Genomic DNA, 25427 nt, shown 5'->3' with positions numbered 1-25427 from the left:
ACGCTTTGCCACTCACGTCAGGTGATGCGGTCGGGGTGCGTGTAGATGTTCATGGTGGTGCCGCGGAGGAACCCGATGAGGGTGAGCCCGGTGTCGTGGGCGAGGTCGATCGCCAGCGAGGAGGGCGCGGACACGGCGGCGAGGATCGGGATGCCGGCCATCACCGCCTTCTGCGCCAGCTCGAACGACGCCCGGCCGGACACGAGCAGCACCGTGCCGCGCAGCGGGACCCGGTTCTGTTCGGTGGCCCAGCCGATCAGCTTGTCGACGGCGTTGTGCCGCCCCACGTCCTCCTTGATCGCGAGCAGTTCCCCGGTCCGGGTGAACAATCCGGCCGCGTGCAGACCGCCGGTGGTCTCGAAGACCCGTTGCGCGGCCCGCAATCGGTCGGGCAGCTCCGCGATCGTCGCGGCCGGCACCCGCACCGTGTCGGTGGCCGGTGAATGATTCGTGCGTTGCCGGATCGCGTCGAGGGACGCCTTCCCGCACACCCCGCACGAGGAGGTGGTGTAGAAGTTGCGTTCGATTCCGGTGTCGGGCAGGAACACCCCGGGTGCGAGGTCGACGTCGAGGACGTTGTAGGTGTTGGCACCGTGCTTGTCGACGCTGTTGCAGTAGCGGATCGACGCGATGTCCGCGCGGTCGGCGATGATGCCCTCGGTCAGCAGGAAACCCTGCGCCAGTTCGACATCGGAGCCGGGTGTGCGCATGGTGACCGCCAGTGGTGTCCCGTTCACCCGGATCTCGAGCGGCTCCTCCACTACCACGGTGTCGGGGCGGGTGGACTGCCGGGTGTCGGTGATCCGGGTGACCGGGGTCCGGGTGGTCACACGCCCCATCACAGACGCCGTTCGAGACGGATCGTGATTGCCTTCGACACCGGGGTGTTCGACTTGCGGGCCACGTGATCGAGCGGGATCAGTGGATTCGTCTCCGGGTAGTAGGCGGCGACGTTCCCCCGCGGCGTGGGGTACGGCACCAACCGGAAGTCGTCGGCGCGGCGCTCCTGCACCGTCCCGTCGGGGGCCTCCCATTCGGAGATCAGGTCCACCCGGTCCCCGTCGGTGTACCCGAGTGCGGCGATGTCGTCGGGGGCGATGAACAGCACCCGCCGTCCGCCCTTGACACCGCGGTAGCGGTCGTCGAGACCGTAGATGGTGGTGTTGTACTGATCGTGCGAGCGCATCGTCTGCAGGATCAACCGGCCCTCGGGCACCGGCAGCCAGGACAGCTCGTTGACCGTGAAATTGGCCTTTCCCGTGTCCGTCACGAACCGGCGCTCGTCCCGGGGTGGGTGCGGCAGCCCGAACCCGTCCGGCCCGCGGACCTTGGCATTGAAATCCTCGAACCCGGGGATCACCCGGGCGATGGAATCGCGGATGCGGTCGTAGTCGGCGGTGAACTCCCGCCACGGCACCGAATGGTCGGGACCGAACAGCGCCTGCGCGATCCCGCACACGATCGCGATCTCACTACGCAACTGGTCGCCGGCCGGCTTCAGGCTGCCGCGGGACAGGTGCACCATCGACATCGAGTCCTCGACCGTGACCTGCTGTTTCTTACCGTTCTGGACGTCCTTGTCGGTGCGGCCCAACGAGGGCAGGATCAGCGCGGTCCGCCCCGTGACGAGGTGGGAGCGGTTCAGTTTCGTCGACACCTGCACCGTCAGCGCACACCCCCGCAGCGCGGCCTCGGTGGTCTCGGTGTCCGGGGTCGCGGAGACGAAGTTGCCGCCCATCCCGACGAACACCGACGCCTTCCCGTCCCGCATCGCCCGGATCGAGTCGACCGCGTCCAGGCCGTGCTCCCGCGGTGACCGGATGCCGAATTCGGCGTCCAACGCAGCGAGGAACGATTCGGGCATCTTCTCCCAGATCCCCATCGTCCGGTCGCCCTGGACGTTCGAGTGCCCGCGGACCGGGCACACCCCGGCCCCGGGTTTGCCGATCATCCCCTGCAACAGCAGCAGGTTCACCGCGTCCTGGATGGTCGCGACCCCGTGCGTCTGCTGGGTCAACCCCATCGCCCAGCAGATGATGGTCTTCTTCGAGGCGATCAATGCGTTCGCGGTGGCCTGGATCTGTTCGAGCGTCAGCCCGGTCGCCGCCGCCACCGTGCCCAGATCGACCTGCCGCAGATGCGCCGCGCACTCCTCGAAGCCCGCGGTGTGCCGGTCGATGAACTCCCGGTCCAGCACCGTCCCGGGATTGCGGTCCTCCGCCTCGAGCAGCAACCGGCCCAAACCCTGGAACAGGGCCTGGTCGCCGCCGATCCGGATCTGCAGGAACTCGTCCGCGATCTGCACACCGTCGCCGACCACCCCGTGCACCTTCTGCGGGTCCTTGAACCGCATCAGCCCGGCCTCCGGCAGCGGGTTGATCGCGATCACCTTCGCCCCGTTGCCCTTCGCCTTCTCCAGGGTCGAGAGCATCCGCGGGTGGTTGGTGCCCGGGTTCTGCCCGGCGATCAGGATCAGGTCGGCGTTCTCGAGGTCGGGAACCGACACCGACCCCTTCCCGATCCCGATCGTCTCCACCAGCGCACTGCCGGACGATTCGTGGCACATGTTCGAGCAGTCCGGCAGGTTGTTCGTCCCGAACGCCCGGATCATCAACTGGTACACGAACGCCGCCTCGTTCGACGTGCGCCCGGACGTGTAGAACACGGCCTCGTGCGGCGACGCCAACGCCCGCAACTCGCCGGCGATCATCGCGAACGCCGCGTCCCAGCCGATCGGCTCGTAATGCGACGATCCCGGCAACAACACCATCGGATGCGTCAACCGGCCCTGCTGCCCCAACCAGAACTCGGTACGACCCAGCAGATCCGACACCGAATGCGCGGCGAAGAACTCCGGGCCGACCGTGCGGGTTGTCGCCTCCTCCGCCACCGCCTTCGCCCCGTTCTCACAGAACTCCGCATGCTTGCGGTGCCCCGGAGTCTCCGGCCACGCACACCCCGGACAGTCGAACCCCTCCCGCTGGTTCAACTTCATCAACGTCCGGGCCGTGCGCACCGGGCCCATCTGTTCGATCCCACGACGCAACGACACCAACACCGCAGGAACACCTGCCGCATAGGATTTCTCGTGCGTGACGACGACATCGTCCTCGTCGAAGGTGTACCTGTCGGTGGTGTCGGTCATGGAGTCAGTTTCCTCGTGCAATCCATTCGGCGAGGTGCGGGGCCTCGGTGCCGATCGTGGTTCCGTCACCGTGACCGGTGTGGACGAGCGTGTCCTCGGGAAGAGCGAACAGCCGGTCGCGGATCGACCCGATGATGGTCGGGAAATCCGAGTACGAACGGCCCGTGGCGCCGGGGCCACCCGAGAACAGGGTGTCGCCGGAGAACAGCGCCCCGGCCTCGGGCAGGTACAGGCACACCGACCCCGGCGAGTGGCCCGGTGAGTGGATCACCTGGAGCTCGGTGCCCGCGATGGCGATCCGCTGCTGGTCCTCGAGATTCCAGTACTTCGAGTCGGGGTGGCTCATCTTCCACAGCACGTCGTCGCCCGGGTGGAGCAGCACCGGTGCATGCAGACGCTCGGCGAGTTCGGGGGCGACGGTGACGTGGTCGTTGTGACCGTGTGTGCAGATCACGGCGTTCACGTGCCGGTCCCCCACCGCGTCGATGATCGGCTGCGCGGCGTGGGCGGCGTCGACGATCACGACGTCGGTGTCGTCACCGATCAGCCAGATGTTGTTGTCGACGTTCCACTCTCCGCCGTCGAGGGCGAAGGTTCCCTCGGTGACGACCCGCTCGATCCGCAGCTGCCCGCTCACAGGACGACCACCGAACGCAGCACCTCGCCGGCGTGCATGCTGTGGAACGCCGCTTCCACCTCGTCGATCTTGATGCGTTCGGTGACGAACTTCTCCAGCGGCAGCCGGCCCTGCTGGTACAGGTCGACGAGCATCGGGAAGTCACGCTCGGGCAGGCAGTCGCCGTACCACGACGACTTCAGGGATCCGCCGCGGGAGAAGAAGTCGATAAGCGGCATCTCGAGGGTCATGTCGGGGGTCGGGACACCGACCAGCACGACGGTGCCGGCGAGGTCGCGGGCGTAGAACGCCTGCTTCCACGTCTCCGGGCGGCCGACCGCATCGATCACGACGTCGGCGCCGAAACCGCCGGTGAGTTCCTGTACGGCCTCGACGGCGTCCACCTGGCCGCCGTTGATCGTGTGCGTCGCACCCAGGTCCTTCGCCCATTCGAGTTTCTTGTCGTCCCGGTCGATCGCGATGATCTTCACGGCGCCCGCCAGGCGGGCGCCCATGATCGCGGCGTCGCCGACACCACCGCAGCCGATGACGGCGACGGTGTCTCCACGGGAGACGTTGCCGGTGTTCACGGCGGCACCGAGGCCGGCCATCACGCCGCAGCCGAGCAGCCCGACGACTGCCGGGTCCGCGGAGGCATCCACCTTGGTGCACTGCCCGGCATGGACGAGCGTCTTGTCGGCGAACGCGCCGATCCCCAGCGCGGGCGTGAGTTCGGTGCCGTCCTCGAGCGTCATCTTCTGCGCAGCGTTGTGCGTGTCGAAGCAGTACTGCGGGCGGCCGCGCTTACAGGCGCGGCACTGACCGCAGACGGCGCGCCAGTTCAGGACGACGAAGTCGCCGACCGCCACAGAGGTGACGCCCTCGCCGACACTCTCGACGATGCCGGAAGCCTCGTGGCCGAGCAGGAACGGGAACTCGTCGTTGATCCCGCCGTCGCGGTAGGTGAGGTCCGTGTGGCACACACCGCATGCCGCGATGTCGACTACCACCTCTCCGGGACCGGGGTCCGGAATGTTGACGGTCGCGATCTCGACGGGGGCACCCTTGGAGCGGGCGATGACGCCTCGTACCTGCTGCGGCATTGGACTCATTCCTTCGGTCGATCAGTCATAGCGGGATCGATGCATGGCCATATATGCACCTCTCCCGAGACCCTACGTTCCCGAAGATCACGGAGGGACTGATCGAAGTGAGAGGTTGACCTAGCCGGAATGCCAGCCCCTCGCTGCGGTATCGCAACAGAGGTCATGACAGGAAACTGACGGTTGACACGCTCCGGTATATACAGGACTATACATCTCGAAGAGTGAGGCACACCACATCGATCACGGAGTTCTGATGACCCGGAGAGATTCCAGCTCGACCGAGGAACCGCACCCGCCCCTTCCGGTGGTACTCGACGGTGCCCAGCTCACCGTCGATCAGCTCACGGCGCTCGCCCGGGAGCCCGTCGTGGTCGAACCCGACCCCGCAGCGCTCGACCACGCACGCCGTTCGTGGGAGACCGCGGTGCGCATCGCCGAACGGCAGCCCATCTACGGACGCACCACGGGCGTCGGGGGCAACCGGGACACCTCCGTCTCCGACGGTGTCGACCAGGACCTTCGACTTCTCCGCAGCCACGCCACGGGCTCGGGCCCCTCGCTGCCGGATCACGTCGTCCGAGCCGCCATGATCATTCGCGTCAACCAAATTCTCAACGGCGGATCCGGTCTGCACCCCGACATCGTGACCGCGTTGATCGATGCCGTCGCGGCGGACGAACAGCCCACCGTGCACGCTCGCGGGGCGATCGGCACCGGCGATCTCAGCGCGTTCTCCGAGATCGCGCTCGGGTTGATGGGCGAGGCACCGCTGCGGGACGGTCGGCTCGTCACCCGGTGGACCGCACACCAGGGTGACGCACTCCCGCTGATCTCGACGAACGCGATGACGGTCGCGCTCGCGGCGACGGCCACCGACAGCGTGGCGAACTGGCTGGAGCACTCACTGATCGTCGGCGTGCTGTCGCTGCTGGCGACGCGCAGTTCCGTCGAGCCGTTCGCGGCGCGGGTGCAGGCAGCCCGCAGGCACCTCGGTCAGGAGGAGGTGGCCGGCCGCGTCCGGGAACTCCTCGCGGGCCAGCACGTACAGGCTGCCCGCGTGCAGGATTCGTACGGATTCCGCGCCCTGCCGCAGATCCTCGGGGCGACCTGGCAGGCGCTGCAGAGGTTGCGGGGGACGCTCGCGATCGAGATGAACTCGTCCTCCGAGAACCCCCTCATCTCCGTCGAGGACGACGCCGTGTACCACAACGGGAACTTCCACGGAATGCCGATCGCCCTCGCGGTGGACGAGGCGAAACTCGCGCTGTCGAGCGCAGCGCTGTTGTCGCAGTGCAGGCTTGCCAATCTCTCGGATCCGGTGGTCACCGGTCTCCGGCCGTTCCTGGCCGACGGTCCGGCGGGCAGCAGCGGCACCATGCTGCTGGAGTACACGACGTCCGCGGCCATCGCCGAGATCCGGATGGCCGCGGCGCCGGGGTCTCTCGGACACACCGTGATCTCCCGCGGAACCGAGGACCACGCGAGCTTCGCATCGCAGGCCGCCACTCAGCTCACCGACATCCTCGCCCAGTCTCGCATCGTGCTCGCGTGCGAACTGATCTCGGCGGTGCGCGCCCTCGGCCAGCAGAACCACGAACCCGACACGAGCACCGAACTCGGCGCGTACCTGGACCGGGCGCGCAGGTGCCTGGACCCGCGGACGACCGACCGTCCTCTGAGCGACGACCTGAAAGCAGCGGTGAAGTTTCTGGAACAGATGCCGAATCCGGAGAAAGACGCAACTCGGTAAAGCAGTCCCACGACACCGAACTTCCGAGTGTGTCACCACTCGGATTACACGAAAGTAGCTCGCGAATGATCACATTCGACAAAGTCACCAAGGCGTACCCGGACGGCACGACAGCGGTGAACGAACTCGACCTCGAGTGCCCGAGCGGGAAGATCACCGCACTCGTCGGCCCGTCGGGGTGCGGCAAGACGACGTCGCTTCGCATGATCAACAGGCTGATCGAACCGACGTCCGGAACCATCTCCCTCGACGGCGAATCCACGGCGGACATGGATCCGGCACTGTTGCGCAGGCGCATCGGATACGTCATCCAGCACGCCGGACTGTTCCCGCATCGCACCATCGTGGACAACGTCGCGACGATGCCGAAATTGCTGGGAAAGACGAAGAAGGAAGCGCGAACCCGGGCGATGGAGCTGCTCGAGACGGTCGGTCTCGCGGCGAACTTCGCGGACCGGTACCCCTGGCAGCTCTCGGGTGGCCAGCAGCAGCGAGTGGGGGTCGCGCGCGCCCTCGCCGCGGACCCGGCCTTCATGCTGATGGACGAACCGTTCAGCGCTGTCGACCCGGTGGTCCGGAGCCAGCTCCAGGACGAATTCCTGAGGCTGCAGAAGGACATCGGCAAGACGATCATCATCGTAACGCACGACATCGACGAGGCCCTCAAACTCGGCGACCAGGTCGTCGTGTTGCGGACCGGCGGAATCCTGGCGCAGGCGGCGACGCCGCTGGAGTTGCTGACCGAACCCGCCGACGAGTTCGTCGCCGACTTCGTCGGACGCGACCGCGGCTACCGTTCGCTGGGTTTCTCGAACCTCGGCGGCCGCGTGGAGACGGTTGCCGAACCCGTTGCCCGTCTCGGTGATTCGGCGTCCGACGCCCGCACTCGGACCACGGACGACTGGTTACTCGTCGTCGACTCGGCGAACAAGCCGATCGGCTGGGTGCAACCGGCGAAGGTCGTCGACCGTATCCGCCCGGGCGACGTGAATCTCAGCGGGACGGTCGCCGATGCGCACGGGACGATGCGGGCGCTGCTCGACGCCGCCCTGTCCGCGCCCAGCAAGCGCGGTGTCGTCGTCGACGGCGACGGCGTGCTCGTGGGGACCGTGACGGCACACGCGGCGGTGGCGGCGATCGAGTCGGCGGATCTCGTGGCCGCGGAGGCGATGGCCCGATGAACATCGAATGGCTCGGCCGCCAGTCCGACCGCATCGCCGAACTGGTCGGCTGGCACATCCTGCTCTCGCTCGTGCCGCTCGTCGTCGGTGTGATCGTCGCGTTGCCGATCGGCTGGCTGGCGCATCGCAGTCGCCGGATCAACCCCTACGTGGTGGGGACCGCAGGCCTGCTCTACACGATCCCGTCGCTGGCGCTGTTCGTCCTGCTCCCGCCGATCCTCGGAACGAAGATCCTCGATCCGATGAACATCGTCGTCGCGCTGACGATCTACACCGTCGCCCTGCTCGTCCGCGTCATCGCCGACGCCCTGGATTCGGTGCCGCAGGAGACGGTGCTCGCCGCCACGGCAATGGGCTACCGGCCGTACCAGACCCTGCTGAAAGTGCAGCTGCCGGTGGGTGTTCCCGTCATCTGCGCCGGACTGCGCGTCGCTGTCGTGTCGAACGTCAGCCTCGTCTCTCTCGCCGCGCTGCTCGGGATCCCGCAGATCGGTTCACTGTTCACCCAGGGCTTCCAGTTGCGTTTCTACACACCCATCATCACCGGTATCGCGCTGTGCCTGCTGCTGGCGCTGGTTCTCGACCTGCTCATCGTGCTCGCCAATCGGTTACTCACGCCGTGGACCCCGAAGGTGGTCGCATCATGATCGACTTTCTGCTCGACGGTGCTCATTGGACCGGGCCCGAGGGCATTCCCGCTCTCCTCCTGCAGCACCTGATGTACACGTTCCTCGCCCTGTTCGCGGCGGCGCTGATCGCGGTTCCGCTCGGTCTGTACATCGGGCACACCGGCCGCGGAGCGGTCGTCGTCGCGGGCCTGGCCAACTCACTGCGCGCCCTTCCGACGATCGGTTTGCTGATCCTGCTGGTGCTGGTCATCGCGCCGTCGTTCACGACCAAGCTGGCCTATCTGATTCCCAGCCTGATCGTGCTGGTGCTGCTGGCCATCCCGCCGATTCTCACCAACACGTACGCGGGCATTCGCTCGGTCGACCCGGCCGCCGTGGACGCTGCGCGGGGCATGGGGTTCCGGTCGATGCGCATCCTCACCGAGGTGGAGATGCCGTGCGCACTGCCGCTGATGCTGTCGGGTGTGCGCAGCGCCGTGCTGCAGATCGTCTCGACGGCGACCGTCGCCGCCTACATCTCGCTGGGCGGACTGGGACGTCTCCTCATCGACGGCAAGGCGCAGAGCGACTACGCGCAGATGGCCGCCGGAGCGGTCCTGGTGTCCCTCCTCGCGCTCGCATTCGACCTGGCGATCGGATTCCTCACGGTTCGGGTCGTCTCACCCGGTCTGACGCGACGCGTCCGGAGCGGCGCGAAGCAGCGATCCGGTGCCGACGACACCGCCGTCGCGGCCCGACCTACATCCGCTCCCGAACCCTCGCTGATCTGAAGGACATCATCATGAAGAAGGCATTGATCGTCGCGCTGACCGGCGCCACCCTGATGTCGTTGACGGCATGCGGGATCGGCAAGGACCCGTTGGCGTCCGATGACGGCGGAAGCAGTGACGGCGCCATCGTCGTCGGCTCCGCGGATTTCCCCGAAAGCCAGCTGATCGCGACGATCTACGCGGAGGCGCTGCGCGCGAACGGCATCGACGTCACCGAGAAGCTCAACATCGGAAGCCGGGAGGTGTATGTCCCGGCCATCCGGGACGGCTCCATCGACCTGCTGCCCGAATACTCGGGTGCGTTGCTCCAATATCTCGACAGCGCCACCACCGCGACCGCGTCGGACGAGGTGACCGCGGAGATCAAGGCCAAGCTGCCCGCCGGACTCGTCGCACTGGAACCGTCCCCCGCCGAGGACAAGGACGTTCTCGCGGTGCGGCAGGAGACCGCGGACGAGTACTCGCTGGAGACGATCGAGGACCTCGTGCCCCACGCCGACGAGCTGACCCTCGGCGGCCCGCCCGAGTGGAAGACCCGGGAGAACGGCGTCGCAGGCCTGCGGGACAAGTACGGCCTGACGTTCAAGGAGTTCCTGGCACTGGACGCGGGCGGCCCCCTCACGCTCAACGCCCTGCTCAGCGGTCAGATCGAAGTGGCGGACGTGTTCAGCACCGACCCGGCGATGCGTTCGGAGAACCTCGTGGCGCTCGAGGACACCAAGCACCTGTTCCTGGCGGAGAACATCACCCCGATCATCAACGAGAACAAGGCAGGCGACGACGTCCGCGGCGTCCTGGCCGCCGTGTCGGCCGCATTGACGACCGAGGATCTCATCGAGATGAATCAGCGGGTGGCCGACCTCGAGGACATGGGCGACATCGCCCGGGAATGGCTGCAGGACAAGGGCCTGGCGTCCTGATCATGCCCCGGCGTGAAATTGCCGGTGCAGTGCGTGGATCGCCTCCTCGAGTTCGGGAATCGGACCCTCCACCTCGACGTCGGGCGCCCCGAGGTCGCTCGCCCGTGACTCCTTGCATGGTGCCACGGACGGGCGCGTCAGCTCAGCGCATCGAACGTCGCCGTCGCATATTGGGCGGTCCGGTCGGAGCCGAGTAGTCCCGGCCCCATCTTGTTCATCACGTACGTCATGGTCATCCGTCGTTCGGTGTCGACGACGACCTGCGAGCCGCCCCAGCCACCCCAGAAGCAGATGCGCCCCTCGGGGACGAACGGCACGGACACGGGCGTCGGCAGACCGTACCCGATGCCGAATCGAATCGGTTGCCCCAGAGCCAGATCCACGCCGTTGGACTGCTCCTCGAAGATCAGGGAGATGGTGTCCGGCGACAGCAGGCGGACACCGTCGAGTTCTCCCCCGCAGGCCACGACGGACTGGATCCGGGCGAGCGACCGGGCGTTGCCCTGACCACCGGCCGCGCCGTTCTCCGCCGTGCGCCACTCGTCGGACCAGGACGCGGACGCGTCCGGTCCGGGGCCGGTGAACGTCCTGACGATGACGCTGGACGGGTCGAGGGAGGCCAGGTCGATCGGCAACGGCGGCGGCGGGACCACGTTCGACACGCGGCCGAACTCCGACGGGGACAGCCCGATGTGGAAGTCGGCCCCCAGCGGCCCGGCGATCTCCTCCGCGACGAAACGGCCGAGTGTGCGCCCGTCGATTCGGCGGACGACCTCACCGATCAGATGGCCGTAGTTCAGCGCGTGGTATCCGGACGCCGTGCCCGGCTCCCACCACGGTGCCTGGGCCGCAAGTCGTTTTGTGGACTCGGCGAGGTCGAACGTGTCCTCGACCGTGATCGGCTGATCCCACCCCGAGACACCCGACGTGTGCGAAAGCAGATGGCGGACCTCGACGCGCTCCTTGCCTGCCGCGGCGAATTCCGGCCAGTACTTTGCGACGGGCGCGTTCACGTCCAGCAGTCCGCGATCGACGAGCATCAGTGCGGCGAGCGCGGTGACCGTCTTGGTGCACGACCACACGTTGGTGATGGTGTCGCGCCCCCATTCGGTGGTGTGATCGGTGTCGGACCATCCGCCCCACATGTCGACCACCGGCTCTCCGTCGAGGGTGACGACGATCGACGCGCCGAGTTCCTCACCGGAATCGAGATTGTCCTTCAGTGCCTCCTGCAACGCCGTGAAGCGCTCGTCGCACACTCCTCCGAGCTTGGTCACCTGTGGTTCCTCTCCACCAGCCGACGCAATATTGATCTTGACATCGGGTTCAATTGAGGGTTTCAGTGTGGGCCAGGGCCTCCTGTGATGTCAATCACTTCGATGTCCATCCTCGCGAGGTCCCGCCACGGTCGGGGCTCACCGGGTTCACCCGTGTCGGGTGAGGTTCGCGACGGCGCGGCGGCCGACGCTGAACCCAGGACTACCGGTGAGGAGACATGCCATGGGCAAACCATTTCGGGGTGTCGTCAACGTCGACATCCGCGACTCGGTTCCGGATTGGGCCCCGTTCGAGCCACCCCAGGCTCCCGCCGATGCACCCAACGTCGTCTATGTCGTCCTCGACGACGTCGGCTTCTCCGCGATGCGCTGCTACGGCGGGCCGATCGAAACACCGAACATCGACCGGATCGCCGCCAACGGTGTTCGCTACACCCAGTGGCACACCACCGCGCTGTGCTCGCCCACGCGTTCCTGCCTGCTGACGGGACGCAACCACACGCGCAACAGCATGGCCTGCATCACCGAGGCTGCGATCGGATTCCCCAACGCGAGTGGCACCATCCCACCGGAGAACGGCATGCTCTCGGAGATACTCGCCGAGCGCGGCTGGAACACGTACATGGTGGGTAAATGGCACCTGTGCCCGACCGATGAGATGAACCTGGCCGCCACCCGCCGGAACTGGCCGAGCGGGCGAGGCTTCGAACGCTGGTACGGCTTCCTCGGCGCGGAGACCAACCAGTGGTATCCGGATCTGGTCTACGACAACCACCCCGTCGACCAGCCGCGGACACCGGAGGCGGGCTACCACCTCACCGAGGACATCACGGACAAGGCGCTCGAGTTCATCAAGGACGCCAAGGTGATCGCGCCGGACAAACCGTTCTTCCTCTACTACGCGCCCGGCGCGTGCCATGCCCCGCATCACGCCCCGAAGGAATGGATCGAGAAGTTCGCGGGCAAGTTCGACATGGGCTACGACGCGATCCGTGAACAGACACTCGCCCGGCAGAAGGAGTTGGGCATCGTCGCGGCGGACACCGAACTTCCGCCGATCAATCCGATCGGCACCCCCGAGACGCGATCGGGACCCGAAGGCGAACCGTTCCCGGAACTCGATTTCACCCGACCGTGGGACACGCTGAACGACGACGAAAAACGCCTCTTTGCGCGGATGGCCGAGGTCTACGCAGGCTTCCTGGCCCATGCCGACCATCACATCGGGCGTTTGCTCGATTATCTCGAGCAGAACGATCAGATGGAGAACACGGTCATCGTGGTCGTCTCCGACAACGGCGCGAGCGGGGAGGGTGGCCCGAACGGCTCCGTCAACGAGATGAAGTTCGCCAACGGCATCCCGGACGACCTCGCGGAGAACCTCGCGAAACTCGACGATCTCGGCGGGCCCAAGACATACAACCACTACCCCAACGGCTGGGCGATGGCGTTCAACACCCCGTTCAAGATGTGGAAGCGCTACGAGTTCAACGGCGGGACTGCCGACCCCTGCATCATCTCGTGGCCGGCGGGAACCAAGGCGCGGAACGAGATCCGGGACCAGTACCATCACGCGATCGACCTCGTACCGACGGTCCTCGACCTGCTCGGGGTCGATGCTCCCGAGACCATCAAGGGTCACGTCCAGCGCCCGTTCGACGGCGTCAGTATGCGGAGCAGCATCGACGACAAGTCCGCGCCGTCGGAGCGGAAGTCTCAGTTCTACTCGATGCTCGGCTCGCGGTCGATTTGGCACGAAGGATGGAAGGCCGTCACGACACATCCGACCATCGCAGGCTGGGGGCACTTCAACGACGACGAATGGGAGCTCTACCACACCGACGTGGACCGCGCCGAAGTGCACAACCTGGCAGCGGAGCATCCCGGCAAGCTGCGGGAGTTGGTGAACATCTGGTTCGCAGAAGCGGGTGCGAACGGAGCGTTCCCCCTGGACGATCGATCGGCCGTCGAGATCATGGGCACACCCCGTCCTCAACTGACAGCGGCCCGAAACCGATATGTGTATTACCCGGACGTCGCCGCCGTGTCCGAATGGCAAGCAGTCAGTACCCGCGGCCGATCGTTCGTGATCGGTGCGCTCGTCGACATCCCGGCACCGGGAGCCGAGGGCGTCCTCTTCGCGATCGGTTCCCGCTTCGGGGGCCACGCGCTGTACGTGAAGGACAACCGGCTGCACTACGTCAACAACTTCGTGGGCAGCGAAGAACAGATGATCGTCGGCTCCGAGGACATCCCCACCGGAACGGACCTGATCCTGTCCGCCTCGTTCGACAAGGACGGGCAGGAGCCCACGTCTACCGAGGGAATCCTGTCTCTCTTCCACGCGGATCGAAAGGTGGGAGAAGGCCGGATCAAAACCCAGATGGGGGCGTTCGCGATCGCGGGTGCGGGGCTGTACGTCGGTCGACACCCGGGCGAGCCGATCACCGAGGACTACCCCGGCGAATCACCTCACCGCTTCACCGGTGGCACGATCAATCGGGTCGCGGTCGACGTCAGCGGCGAACCGTATCTCGATCTCGAGCGGGAGGCCGCCCTGATGCTCATGCGCGAGTGATTCCGTCGGCACGCGACGCGCAGTGCTGCCCTCCACCTCAGCCGGTCACGGGCAGCACCAGCGCCTGTCCCGGATCACCCGAGGCGATGGTGACCTGGTGCGGCACCAGACTTCCGCGGAAGCTCGGGTCTCCCCCGGCCACCACGAGGCGAACGCGGTGCCCCTCGTCGAAGCGGTGGACGATGGCCGGCATCGTGACCTGGACGGGCTCACCGGGTGCCACGATGCGCACCGGAGCGACCTGCCCGTTGATCAGCGTTTCGGTGCCGTCGGGAGCCACGTCGTACAGCTTCGCGAAGACCACGACCGAGTCCTCGACACCGGCGACCGCGGGTGCGGCCGTGACGCGGACGTCGAGCGTCGGGGCTCCGACCACGTCCACCGGGGCGTCGAGGATGCCGGACGACCATTCGGCCTGGGTGCCGGGGATCAAACCCTGCGAGACCTGGTTCTCCGGCCGGGTGTCCGGCGCTTCCCGGTCGGTGGGGAGACCGCCGGGCAGCGTGTTCAGCGTCTGCGCGCCGGGAACGATGCCGTCGAGGCGGTCGGTCAGCGCACCGTCGCCGGAGAGGTAGAGCGAATAGTCGTGGCCCACCGAGACATCCGTGGATTCGGCGTACGCGGGCGCGGCGTTGCCGGTGTAGTCGACCCAGTTCCGGAAATAGCTGAATACCGGTCCGGTGTCGACCGCGCTGTCCTTCAGGTAGTGGTCGAACCAATCGACCATCCGGCCCGTCTCGTACTGGGTGTCGGGGTTCGGATCCTTCATGCTGATCTCGCCCTCGGCGGGAGTGAGATCGGAGTGCCCCCAGCTGTGCCAGATCATCTTCACGTCGTTGCCCTGCGCCTGCAGGGTCTCGAACGTGGCCTTCGACTCGTTGAGGTCGAACAGGGTGTCCTGCTGGCCCTGCATGATCAACACCGGAATCTTCACCCGGTCCGCGTACGACACCACGGACGACTGGCGCAGGAAGTCTACGGACCCCGGGTCCGGGTAGCCCTGCACCGCGGCCTGCGCCAGTGCGGCGCAGGCGGGGTCGGCGAAATTGGGGCAACCCAATGCCCGCACAGGGTCCTGCGTGTAGCCCTCGACCCGGGGGTTGGTCACGCCGATGGCCCCGAACATGAGCGACCACACCACCTTCGACGCTCCGGGAACCGACGTGCTGACCCCGGTCGTCTGGTCGGTGCCATTGGGTGCGAGCGAGTAACTGAGGTCGTTCCACGTGATCATCGGGATGATCGTGTCGATCCGGGGGTCCACCGAGGCCGCGGCGAACTGCACGGCCCCGCCGTAGGAGCCGCCGACCATGCCGACCCGCGGGTCGTGCGCCTCGGCGGCGCCGTGGTGAGCGGTCGCGTCCTGCACCACGTAGTCGAGACCGGGGACGGGAACGGTGTGCGCGGGATCGACGAACGCCATCCCGTCGCGTCCGCCGAGGAAGCTCACCAGTTCACTGGCCGCGCGCCCGTCGTAATCGGGGTTGTCCATGTGAATCTTGCAGCCGGAACCGCCGAAGCCCAGCCCGGAATACGCGAGCACCGCGTAGCCGCGGGACGCGAGGAACGAGGCGATACCGGCCTGATCGTTCTTGGAACCGCCGAAGCCGTTGGTGGTGAGGACGGCGGGCACCCGATTCGACGCCGACGCCGAGTCGGGCTTGTACACGTCGCCGATCACGTCGCACGGCTCGTCCCGGTTCGGCCCGACGAGAACCTGGAAGTGGAGCGTGGTCTTGGTGAACCCGGCCGGATCGGCTGTCGCCGGCCCCGACGCCGCGATCGGTGTCAGTACCGCGGCGGCCGCCGTCACCACCGCCAGCGTTGATCTACGCGCCCTGTGTTTCACAGCCCACCCGCCGTCCGTCACTCCGCCCCGAGCACCTGCGACGAGCGTAAACGCTCTGGACGCACGACCAACTCAGGCTGGCGGTGTGTCGCGGCACCGGTGTGGGGCGCGGCTCGCAGACTCGCGCAGGTCGTCCGGCACCCGGCTGCGCCCCTCGTGCGGTTTATATTTGAGCTGTGGTCATGACCAAGCGCGCCGAAACGTCCCTATTGACCGATCAGGTCTACGAGACGATGCACGAGGCGATCATGAACGGTGATCTGCCTGCCGGCTCCCGCCTGCGCATTCGCGACATTGCCGCGCAGGTCGGCACCAGCGTGATGCCGGTGCGCGAGGCGATCCGGCGTCTGGAGGAAGCCGGTTTGGCCGAGCGTGTCCCCCACAAGGGCGCGGTTGTGAAAGGCCTGACCCTGGCCGAACTGGTGCATGTCTACGATGTGCGCCGGCTGCTCGAGGTGGAGGCCGCACGATTGGGCGCCCAGCAGATCAGCTCAGCGGACGTCGACCGGATGCAGACCGAGTACGAGCTCATGCTGGCCGCCATCGCCGAACGGCGGGTGGTGGCGCTTCTCGACCACGACGAGGCGCTGTTGACCATTCTCTACGAAGCAGCAGCGAACCCCGTGCTCGTCGATTCCATCCGTAACCTGTGGCAGCACTGCCGTGCCTACAAGATCGTCGGTGCCCAGGGCACCCTGGACACGCCGGAAGACGACTCGTTGTGGAGGTACCAGGAACGTCTCGTCGAGGCCGCCCGCAAGGGCGACGCCGACGCTGCGGCCGCCGTCAACAACGAGTCGTTGATCAACGCGACGTCGCGGATCAGGGTGCAGCTCGCCGCCCAAGAGGACGCGGGTTAGCCTCGGCAACAACGACTTTCGCGGCTATTCTCGTAAGCGGTACCCGACGAGGAAGTCATCGCCGCGCTCACCGCCGACGCAGCCGACGTCCGCGAGTGTCAGTTCTGCCGCGATGAGTGATCGAGTCGATCCAACCAGTCGCCGAACAACGCGGCGAGTAGTTCGGGCCGCTCGTGCATGAGCGCATGGCCGACATCCTCGACGACCGCCAGGGTGGCGTGCGGGTAGCGCTCGAGCAATTCGGCCACGTCGGCGTACCCGACGACCGAATCGCGGCGGCCCGCCACGATCAAGGTCGGCCCCGAGAACGCGCTCGACGCGACGTCGACCGTCCACCCGGCGAAGATGCGCCCGAGGGCCTCCTCGTCGACGAGCGTCGTACCCGGCACGACATGGTCGCGGTAGCGGCGAGCGGTGGCCGCCGTGCGCACGACGAAATACTCGTCGAATCCCGCCCACTGCGCGCGTTCGAGTTCGTCGTAGACATCGGCGTCCTGGCGAACCACGCCGTGGTCGGGCACGTGTCGTGACCGCTCCGCGACCGGACACAACAACGCCAGACCGAGCACCGTGTCCGGTCGCTGTGCGGCCACCCCACGGGCCAGGTAGGCGCCGTACGAATGTCCCACCAGCATCACCGGGCCCGCGCCCAAGCTGTGGATGAAGTCACCGAGCAGCGACACCACATCGTCGTTGCAGGTCAGGCCGCCGGTTGTCGAGAGGCCCATCCCCGGCAGGTCCGGGTAGATCCGTCGGTATCCCGTGCCCGGAACGATGGCTTCGATCGCCGCCTCGACCTCCCGGTGATCCACGCCGGCGCCGTGCAGTGCCACGAGCGGCACGCCGGTGCCGCGCTCGACGTAATGGACCAGGGCTTCGTTGATCCGGCGCTCCATGTCGACACCTTATCGATCCACGCGGCCACACGAGCCGCGCTCGACCAATTGCCCGATTCCCTGTCGACAACTGAAATATGCTGCGTGAGGTGGACATTGTCGATGCTCATCATCACTTCATCAACCTGCCCGAACTCGCGTACCCGTGGATCGACAGTCGCCCGCCCGTGCTCACCGCCCTGCTGCCGAACTACTATGACGCTGCGCACCGGTACCTGCCGAGCGACTATCGGGCACAGGTCGAGGGGATGCCCGTCACGGCCTCGGTCGCGTGCGAGTTCGGCGCCGCAGACGGTGTCGCGGAGGCTATCTGGGTTCAGCACTGCGCCGACCGCTTCGGAGTTCCGAACGCCTTCATCGCGGCCGTGCAGCTCGATTCGGTCGATCTGGCAGGCGTTCTCGCGCGATACCGGGATCTTCCGGTTGTCCGGGCTGTGCGTCAGCCGATGTACTGGGCGGCCGACCCGATCAAGCGCCTGGGTGCGCGCGGCGACTACCTGTCGGACCCGGCGTGGCTGCGTGGATTCGAGCAGGTCGCCGATGCCGGGCTGGTATGGGATCTGCTCGTCTACGACGAGCAGCTACCCGCCACGCACGACCTCATCACCGCGTTTCCCGACACCACCTTCGTGTTGGAGGCGGCCGGTTGGCCTGTCGACCTCACTGCCGAGGGCTTCACCCGTTGGGAGGAACGCCTCACGGCAGTGAGTCAGTTTCCGAATGTCGTCCTCAAGTTGCAGGGAATCGCCCTCATTTTCGGAACATCCCCGGAAGCGATCAGTCGGTGGGTACGGGCGGCCATCAGCATCTTCGGCGCCGGGCGGTGCATGTTCGCCTCGCATTATCCGATCGACCACCTGCTGTGGGATACCGAAACCATGGTGTCCACCGTCCAGGCAGCACTCGGCGACCTGCCGTCGACAGAACAAGCGCTCTTCTTCGGCGAAACCGCACGTCGGGTGTACCGCCTGCCCGCCGGTGACGCTTAGTATGAGGGAGATCGGAGTACCTGCAGTTTCGACGCCGCCAATCCACTTTCGGCGTCCGGCCAACGCTGTGAGGAGTCCACGTGACGCGAGAGGGCAGTATCCGGGTCGGCGACCGGACCATCACGTATCTCGAAGCCGGTGACCCGGGCGGACCGCTCGTCCTGCACAACCACGGCGGACCCTCGAGCCGCCTGGAGGCCGAGCTGTTCGATTCGCATGCGAAGGCCAATGGCCTGAGATTCGTGTGCGCGGACAGGCCGGGCATGGGCGGGTCCGATCTTCAGCCGGGCCGCACCTTCGAAGGCTGGACCGATGACCTCCTGCTGCTGGCCGACTCCTTCGGCGCACAGCGATTCGCGGTGACCGGCTGGTCCGAGGGTGGACCGTGGGCCCTGGCGGCCGCCGCGTATCTGGACCCCGCGCGTCTCGTCAATGTCGTGTGCATCGCCGGTGGCAATTACGGAACGTTCGGATCGAACTGGGCCGCGAAGTATCTCAGCAGCGTCGACGCGCTGGGCGGCCGCCTGGCACTTCACTTCCACCCCGGTTTCACACTGATGTACGACGTGCTCGGTATCAGTGCCACCCACTTCGCGGATCGCTACGCGAAGGCGATCACGCAGTCGGCGTGCACCGCGGATCGGGAGGTGCTGGCCGACGAGAAGGTCCTCGACGCGTTCCTGAGGGCAGGGCGCGAATGCTTTCGACATGGTGCGGACGGACTCGTCGTCGACGCCACGATGCTCTACAAGGCCTGGCCGTTCGACATGACGACAGTGACGCGCCCCGTACACTTCTGGCAGGGCAGCGCCGACACCCTGGTGCCTGAGATCATCAACAAGACAGTAGCGGACAAGACCCCGGGCGCCGTCTGGCACCCGATCAGCGGCGGTGGTCATTTCATTGCCGTCAGTCACGCGAACGACATTCTCGCACTGGTGGCGAACGATCTTGCACCAGTGCAACACTGACATTCTCCGTCAGTCCAGGACTTCTCGGGCGTCGAACCGAGTCTTGTAGAACAGCACCGTCACGGCGACGACCGCTTCCAGTGCGGCCGTCGCGAGTGCCGCCGCCATCGGAGCCGACATCGAATGACCCATCGGGGCCGACGCCGCTGCGTGCATCGCGTGCCCGTGGTGGCCGCCGCCACCGGAACCGGGACTCATCACGGTGACGTGCAACGCGATCATGCCGACGTTCATCAGCGCGACGAGACCCCAATCCCGGTGCGAACCACGCATCCACAGGTGCCGCGCGCAGTACAGGCATCCGAAGATCATCGCGACGGTCACCAGTCCGAGCATCGGCGACGACGTCGCATGCTCACCGAGCGACGCGGCGTGGAGCCCTGCCGCGGCCACCGCGAGGGCCGCGGCCGCCCGCCGCAACCAATGACTGGTGCGGTGGGCGGCCGGAGAAAGGACGGCGGACACGACTTCTAGCCTTCGCAGCAGTGCTTCGCGGTGCTCGCCGGCACGTCGAGCGCGGGGTTGCGGTCGAAGAATCCGACCGGCTTGAGCTTGAACCCGGCATAGTCGACCGGCATGACCGGCCAGTCCTCGGGCCGGGGGAAGTGCGTCAGCCCGAACGTGTGCCACAGCACCAGGTCTTCGCCCTCGATGTCCCGGTTGCCCGCCACGAACGTCGGCAGACCCGCCTGGCCCGGATGCTGGTTGACGAAGTCGCCTGCGGGATAACGCTCGGACTCGTCGTATTGCGTGACCCACAGGTGCTTGGTCGCGAACGCGGCGCGGGAGGCGATCGAACTGGACGGGTCCGCCAGGAGCACCGGCTGACCTTCGGGGTGCAGCGCGTACCCGACGTCCTGCCCCAGCCGGTTCTGCTTGGTGGGATTGGTGATGTGCCAGACCCGGGCCTTGAGGTTGTCGGCGGTGCGTTGCCCCTCTGATTCGGTGGTCAACTTGGTCTTCTGGCAGCGGAAGGCATTGCCCCACGGGTTCTCCGGACCCATCGGGACGGGCACGGCATCCACTTCCTCGACGGTGTTCACGTTGCCGTCGACGGCCATGTCGAGCCTGGCGGAGAAGAGGTGCTGGTGGAACGGGGCGCCGAGCCCGGGTGCCATCTGGGTGGAGAATCCCTCGGCACCGCGGTAGGCGGACGTGAAGACGATTCCGGTGGCCTTCGCCTCGAGTTCGATGGTGCCGTCGAGGTAGAGGTACCAGTAGAAGCCGTAGTCGTAGTTGCCGATGGTGAGGAAGAACGAGATGACGAGGCGGCGCGAGCGGCGGGTCTCGGTCATGCCGTTGAACATGTCCGTGTGCTTCCACAGGACGCCGTAATCCTCCTCGTGGAGGCAGATCGCGTTCTTCATGACGCGCGGGTCACCGGACTCGTCGGCGATCGTGACGTCGAAGTACTGGATTTCACCGAGGCAGTCGCAGCCGAGTTCGAGCGAGTTGGTGTACCGGCCGAACAGGTACTCACCCTGGTCGAAGTAATTCTGCCAGTAGCGAACCGGGGACGGATCGGCGTAGGGAACCACCATCTCGGCGATCGAGGCACGATAGATCACGGGACGTTCGACTCCCCCGTCGTCGAACGAGAGCTGGTGCAGCGTCAGACCTTCGCGCACATCGAAACCGAAGCGGAACTTCCAGTCGGCCCACGTGATCTCGTTGCCGTCGACGGAGAAGCTGGCACCCTCGGGCTGAGTGATCTCGATCGGCTTGAGGTCCGTGCGGGTGGGTGTGGCGTGCGGTTCGGCGTTCCATTCGCCGCGCTCGGCGGGGACGGGAAGCTCGATCTCGTCGACCACCTTGACGACGCGACGCTCGGTGAGATCGACGTAGGCGACGACCCCGTCGATGGGGTGCGCCCACGGCAGATCCGCCTTGTCCTCCTGGTGGAAGGCGAGGACGCGGACGATGCGGTGCCCGACCTCGTCCTCGTGACCGAACACGCCCGCCGACAGGGGAACCGCACGGACCTTCGACGGTTCGATGCCGCGCTTGGCCATCGCCGCGAGCCAGTCGGAGCTGCCGAGCAGGAACGCCTCGATGTCCTCGAACTCCTCGTCGAGGATCGGCACGTGGCCGTCGGTGGCGGAATCGACGGTGGTCGAGCTGATCACACGGTTCTCCGTCACCGACACGACGAGGTCGGTGCCGATGCCGGTGGATCGGTCGAGCAGCAGGATCCGGGCGCGTCGCTCGATCGGGTCGCCCGCGGTGAACGCAAGGACCGTCGACTTGTGCGGCTCGGCGAGCGCAACGAAGACGAAGCGCACGTTCTCGCCGATCAGCCCCTCGTCGGTGAGGAGTGTCTTCGCCGAACGGATCTCGTCCGCAGACAACGGAGTGAGCGGATGATCCGGGGCGGCGGAACCGACGGTGGCCGGGGTCTCGGTGGTGGCGGTACTCATCGTGCGATCTCCTTGTCGATGATGGTGTCGTTCGTGTCGTGCTGCGGTAGGGCGGTGTCGTGGCGTGCGGCGTGGGGTCGGAGAACGGCGACGGCTGCTCCGCCGGCGAAGGTTCCGACGAGCAGGACCCCGATGACGGTGGCGAGAGTGCTCGACCCGCCGACGAGAAGGGGAAGGTTGGCGACGGTCATGATCAGGAGCCCGGCCAGGCCGACGAGGCCGAGCAGGGGTGCGATGACGGTGTTCCACACCCGCCGGTCCACTCGCGTCCTGCCGAAGTAGACGAGGACGGCCACGGAGGTCAGAGTCATCAGTGCGACGATGCCGACCGAGGACACGCCGGCGAACCAGGCGAACACCTCGGTCACCGGGTCGAGTCCGGCAACGGCGGACGCGACGATCAGGACGAGAGCGGACGCCGTCTGCACGACCGACGCGATGTACGGCGACGCGTGCTTGGCGTGCGAGCGGCCGCATCCCGCGGGCAGGGCAGCGCTGTTCCCGAGGGAGAAGATGTACCGGGACAGCACGTTGTGGAAGGACAGCAGGGCCGCGAACAGGCTCGTGATCAGAAAGATCTGGACGAGGTCGCCGGCGATCGCGCCCACGTAGCGGGTGGCGGTCTCGGTGATCATCCCTTCCGGATTCTCGGTCGCGATGGCCACGGCGCCCTCGTCGCCCCACGCACTGACCATCGCCCAGCTCGACAGTGCGTAGAAACCGCCGATGACCAGCAACGCCAGGTAGGTGGCCCGGGGGATGGTGCGGCCCGGGTCGCGGGCCTCGTCACGGAAGACGGCGGTGGCCTCGAATCCGATGTACCCGGCGATGGCGAAGATCAGTGCGATGCCGGGTGCTCCGGAGAAGAACTCGGCGGGGTGGAACGCCGCCGTCGAGAATCCCTCGTCGCCGCCGCCCCGGACGATGACGGCGGCGTCGATGACGAGGACGATCCCGACCTCGCAGACGAGAAGTACGCCGAGCACCTTGCCGGACAGGTCGATGTGCCGGTATCCGAGGATCGCGACCACGGCCGTCACGGCCAGGGCCCACACGTACCAGGGAAGTTCGGGGCCACCGTGAGCGGTGACGAAATCGTTGACTGCGGCTCCGATGTATCCGTACACCGCGCCCTGGACCGCGGTGTAGGACAACAGCGCGAGGAATGCGGAGCCGAGACCGGCATGCCGGCCCAGGCCCTGCGTGATGTAGGTGTAGAACGCGCCGGCGCCGGGGAGGTGCTTGGCCATCGCCGTGAATCCGACGGCGAAGAACAGCAGCACCACCGTGCAGACGATGTACGACGCGGGATAGGCGGCGCCGTTGCCCGCTGCGATGCCCAGGGGCACGGTTCCGGCGATCACGGTCAACGGGGCCGCCGCTGCGACGACCATGAACACGATGGCACCCGGACCGAGGGTGCCTGCCAGTCTGCGAGGGCCGACGTCGCTGACCGCACTCGAGTGCGTGGGGGCGTTGGTTGTCATGGCTTCCTTCGACTTTCACGAGGAGAGGGTCTGCGTGGAGGCTCCGCGGTGAGCTCTGGAACGAGCATGCGACTGCGGGTTGTCGGCGCAGTTGCCGCAGCGTCACAGTCCGTCGACAGCAAATGAGAACGCACGCAGGACGATTCTCATTCGGGTCCGGTCGAGGAATCTAGAGTGCGATGTTGACGGACTTGCTCTGGGTGTATTCGGCGATGGCGCCTTCACCGAGTTCCCGTCCCCACCCGGACTGCTTGTAGCCGCCGAACGGAAGCGCCGTGTCGAACGCATTGTGGCAGTTCACCCACACCGTGCCCGCCTTGATCTCGGCGGCCACCTCGTGGGCGCGGGACACGTCCCGTGTCCATACGCTGGCGGCGAGGCCGTACGGGGTGTCGTTGGCGGCCGCGCGGACGCCTTCCTCCCGGTTGAACGGCACCGCCACCGCGACGGGCCCGAAGATCTCCTCCTGGTACACGCTGAAGTTCCGGTTCACGTCGACCAGCAGGGTGGGCTCGACGTAGAAGCCGGTGTCGCCGTGCCGCTGCCCCCCGGAGAGGGCGCGGGCACCGTCGGCGAGTCCGGCGTCGATGTATCCGGTGACCTTGCCCAACTGCTCCTGGGAGATCAGCGGGCCGATGTCGTTGGTGGGGTCGAGTCCGGGACCGATCTTCTGCGCCTTCGCGAAATCGGCTACACCGGATGTGAATTCGTCGAAGATCCGGTCTTCGACGAGCAGGCGCGTTCCGGCGGTGCAGGCCTGGCCGTGGTTGAACAGGAACCCGCCTGCCACGCCCGGGATCGCCGCCTCGAGGTCGGCGTCGGAGAAGATCACCTGCGGGCTCTTGCCACCGAGTTCGAGGGACACCTTCTTCAGGTTCCCCGACGCGGCATTGACGATCTTCTTTCCGACCTCGGTCGAACCGGTGAACGCGACCTTGTCGACGTCGTCGTGGCTCGACAGCGCCGCGCCGATGTCACCGAAGCCGGTGAGCACGTTGAACACGCCGTCGGGGACGCCGGCCTCGGCAACCACCTCGGCGAGGAGCAGCGCGGTGAGCGGGGTCTGCTCCGCAGGCTTGAGGATCATGGTGTTCGAGCAGGTCAGCGCGGGCGCCACCTTGAACGCGGCCATCACCAGCGGGAAGTTCCACGGGATGATCTGGGCGCACACACCGACCGGTTCACGGGTGGTGAAGGCGTGGAAGCGGGCTCCGGGCGCCCACGGCACCGACACGGGAATGGTGCGGCCTTCGATCTTGGTGGCCCAGCCGGCGTAGTAGAAGAAGATCTCCGCCGCCCACGTCACGTCGACAGCCTTCGCGACGGCCACGGACTTGCCGTTGTCGATCGACTCGAGCTGCGCGAACTGGTCGGCCCGGGCCAGAATCCCCTCGCCGATCTTCCAGAGGATCCGCTGACGTTCCGCGGGGGTGAGCGAGCGCCACGGCCCGGACTCGAAGGCCCGCCGGGCCGCCGCTACCGCCCTGTCCACGTCTTCGATGCCGGCGTGCGGCACTGTCGTGATCACCTGTCCGGTGGCGGGATCGACCGTCTCGAACGTCCTGCCCGACGCCGAGTCCACCCATCGGCCGTCGACGAACATGCGCTTCGGCGACGAAACGAAGTCGACGACCCGGGGGTCGAGTCCGGCTGGGGTGTGAACGACTGCAGTCATCATGTCCTCTTCGATGGAGTGAATGAATCTGTGGATGAATCCGGCTTCTGCAGAACACTTTTGGCGGTAGTTTTCGCCTCGTCGTGCTGCGGCCTGAACCCACGATAAACCCCGGATGTGTCGCCGGTCACTACTAAATCCGGATGGGAATCAGCGACTGCGGCATTCTCATTCGACTTTTCGGCCGCGGCGGCGCCGATTCTCATTCCGGCTTTTCGGGTCGGTGCAGCTGATCCGCGGTGCGCGCAGGCGCAGGCTCCGGAATCGGGAACGAATTCTCCGGCCATTCTCATTCGAGGTGATCGAAAATT

General features: G+C 66.7%; 20 protein-coding genes. 9 read left to right on the top strand and 11 right to left on the bottom strand.

What is annotated here, in order from left to right; all coding sequences use genetic code 11:
* Positions 1-17: 17 nt before the first annotated feature.
* The 4 genes from fdhD to WKC72_RS09845 are packed head-to-tail and all read right to left on the bottom strand — an operon-like array spanning position 18 to position 4864.
* Positions 18-839, bottom strand: a complete 822-nt coding sequence (fdhD, locus tag WKC72_RS09860; protein ID WP_370182425.1) for a formate dehydrogenase accessory sulfurtransferase FdhD — start codon at positions 837-839, stop codon at positions 18-20.
* Positions 839-3145, bottom strand: coding sequence for an FdhF/YdeP family oxidoreductase (locus WKC72_RS09855; RefSeq protein WP_370182424.1), 2307 nt, complete (start codon positions 3143-3145; stop codon positions 839-841). Before WKC72_RS09855 ends, fdhD begins: the two co-directional genes overlap by 1 nt.
* 4 nt (positions 3146-3149) lie before the next feature.
* The gene (locus tag WKC72_RS09850) at positions 3150-3782 is read right to left on the bottom strand and encodes an MBL fold metallo-hydrolase (protein WP_370182423.1); all 633 of its coding nucleotides are present in this window, start codon (positions 3780-3782) and stop codon (positions 3150-3152) included.
* Complete coding sequence (locus WKC72_RS09845) at positions 3779-4864, bottom strand: S-(hydroxymethyl)mycothiol dehydrogenase (RefSeq protein ID WP_037226097.1); 1086 nt, start codon at positions 4862-4864, stop codon at positions 3779-3781. The genes WKC72_RS09850 and WKC72_RS09845 overlap by 4 nt, the downstream gene beginning before the upstream one ends.
* A 256-nt stretch (positions 4865-5120) precedes the next feature.
* On the opposite strand from WKC72_RS09845, the gene WKC72_RS09840 reads away from it, so the two are divergent.
* From WKC72_RS09840 to WKC72_RS09820, 5 genes are all read left to right on the top strand, one after another.
* Positions 5121-6617 carry an aromatic amino acid ammonia-lyase gene (locus WKC72_RS09840; protein ID WP_037226098.1) on the top strand — a complete coding sequence of 499 codons (1497 nt, stop codon included), beginning with the start codon at positions 5121-5123 and terminating at the stop codon, positions 6615-6617.
* 65 nt (positions 6618-6682) lie between these two features.
* Positions 6683-7798, top strand: a complete 1116-nt coding sequence (locus tag WKC72_RS09835; RefSeq protein ID WP_037226100.1) for an ABC transporter ATP-binding protein — start codon at positions 6683-6685, stop codon at positions 7796-7798.
* Positions 7795-8445, top strand: coding sequence for an ABC transporter permease (locus tag WKC72_RS09830; RefSeq protein ID WP_005250988.1), 651 nt, complete (start codon positions 7795-7797; stop codon positions 8443-8445). The genes WKC72_RS09835 and WKC72_RS09830 overlap by 4 nt, the downstream gene beginning before the upstream one ends.
* A complete protein-coding gene (locus tag WKC72_RS09825) occupies positions 8442-9197 on the top strand; it encodes an ABC transporter permease (RefSeq protein ID WP_037226101.1) in 756 nt (251 codons plus the stop codon). Before WKC72_RS09830 ends, WKC72_RS09825 begins: the two co-directional genes overlap by 4 nt.
* A gap of 11 nt (positions 9198-9208) precedes the next feature.
* Positions 9209-10117: an ABC transporter substrate-binding protein gene (locus tag WKC72_RS09820; protein WP_037226102.1), complete on the top strand. Its 909-nt coding sequence runs from the start codon at positions 9209-9211 to the stop codon at positions 10115-10117.
* Positions 10118-10254: 137 nt separating this feature from the next.
* Here the strand turns inward: WKC72_RS09820 and WKC72_RS09815 are convergent, their stop codons facing one another.
* A complete protein-coding gene (locus tag WKC72_RS09815; RefSeq protein WP_370182421.1) occupies positions 10255-11394 on the bottom strand; it encodes a serine hydrolase domain-containing protein in 1140 nt (379 codons plus the stop codon).
* A gap of 223 nt (positions 11395-11617) precedes the next feature.
* Between WKC72_RS09815 and WKC72_RS09810 the strand changes: the two genes are divergently transcribed.
* Positions 11618-13972 (top strand): arylsulfatase, encoded by a 2355-nt coding sequence (locus tag WKC72_RS09810; RefSeq protein WP_268789470.1) that lies wholly within the window; start codon positions 11618-11620, stop codon positions 13970-13972.
* Positions 13973-14009: 37 nt separating this feature from the next.
* Here the strand turns inward: WKC72_RS09810 and WKC72_RS09805 are convergent, their stop codons facing one another.
* Complete coding sequence (locus tag WKC72_RS09805) at positions 14010-15788, bottom strand: CocE/NonD family hydrolase (protein ID WP_370184314.1); 1779 nt, start codon at positions 15786-15788, stop codon at positions 14010-14012.
* A 215-nt stretch (positions 15789-16003) separates the two neighbouring features.
* On the opposite strand from WKC72_RS09805, the gene WKC72_RS09800 reads away from it, so the two are divergent.
* A complete protein-coding gene (locus WKC72_RS09800) occupies positions 16004-16681 on the top strand; it encodes a GntR family transcriptional regulator (RefSeq protein WP_037226111.1) in 678 nt (225 codons plus the stop codon).
* Positions 16682-16779: 98 nt separating this feature from the next.
* On the opposite strand, the gene WKC72_RS09795 is transcribed toward WKC72_RS09800, so the two are convergent.
* Positions 16780-17577 carry an alpha/beta fold hydrolase gene (locus WKC72_RS09795; protein ID WP_370182419.1) on the bottom strand — a complete coding sequence of 266 codons (798 nt, stop codon included), beginning with the start codon at positions 17575-17577 and terminating at the stop codon, positions 16780-16782.
* A gap of 77 nt (positions 17578-17654) precedes the next feature.
* Between WKC72_RS09795 and WKC72_RS09790 the strand changes: the two genes are divergently transcribed.
* On the top strand, positions 17655-18566 hold the full coding sequence (locus tag WKC72_RS09790) for an amidohydrolase (RefSeq protein WP_370182418.1): 912 nt from the start codon (positions 17655-17657) through the stop codon (positions 18564-18566).
* An 80-nt stretch (positions 18567-18646) separates the two neighbouring features.
* On the top strand, positions 18647-19537 hold the full coding sequence (locus tag WKC72_RS09785) for an alpha/beta fold hydrolase (protein WP_112300155.1): 891 nt from the start codon (positions 18647-18649) through the stop codon (positions 19535-19537).
* 9 nt (positions 19538-19546) lie between these two features.
* Here the strand turns inward: WKC72_RS09785 and WKC72_RS09780 are convergent, their stop codons facing one another.
* The 4 genes from WKC72_RS09780 to WKC72_RS09765 form a co-directional block, all read right to left on the bottom strand.
* Positions 19547-20002 (bottom strand): hypothetical protein, encoded by a 456-nt coding sequence (locus WKC72_RS09780; RefSeq protein WP_370182417.1) that lies wholly within the window; start codon positions 20000-20002, stop codon positions 19547-19549.
* 5 nt (positions 20003-20007) lie between these two features.
* Positions 20008-21954, bottom strand: a complete 1947-nt coding sequence (locus WKC72_RS09775) for a primary-amine oxidase (RefSeq protein ID WP_370182416.1) — start codon at positions 21952-21954, stop codon at positions 20008-20010.
* The gene (locus tag WKC72_RS09770; protein WP_370182415.1) at positions 21951-23441 is read right to left on the bottom strand and encodes an APC family permease; all 1491 of its coding nucleotides are present in this window, start codon (positions 23439-23441) and stop codon (positions 21951-21953) included. Before WKC72_RS09770 ends, WKC72_RS09775 begins: the two co-directional genes overlap by 4 nt.
* Before the next feature lie 169 nt (positions 23442-23610).
* Positions 23611-25116, bottom strand: coding sequence for an aldehyde dehydrogenase family protein (locus WKC72_RS09765; RefSeq protein WP_037226274.1), 1506 nt, complete (start codon positions 25114-25116; stop codon positions 23611-23613).
* Positions 25117-25427: the final 311 nt, after the last annotated feature.

The organism is Rhodococcus wratislaviensis (assembly GCF_041228765.1).
Lineage (GTDB): Bacteria > Actinomycetota > Actinomycetes > Mycobacteriales > Mycobacteriaceae > Rhodococcus_F > Rhodococcus_F wratislaviensis.
Note: the sequence above shows the minus strand (reverse complement) of the source record. Positions and strands in the feature narration are given on the sequence as shown.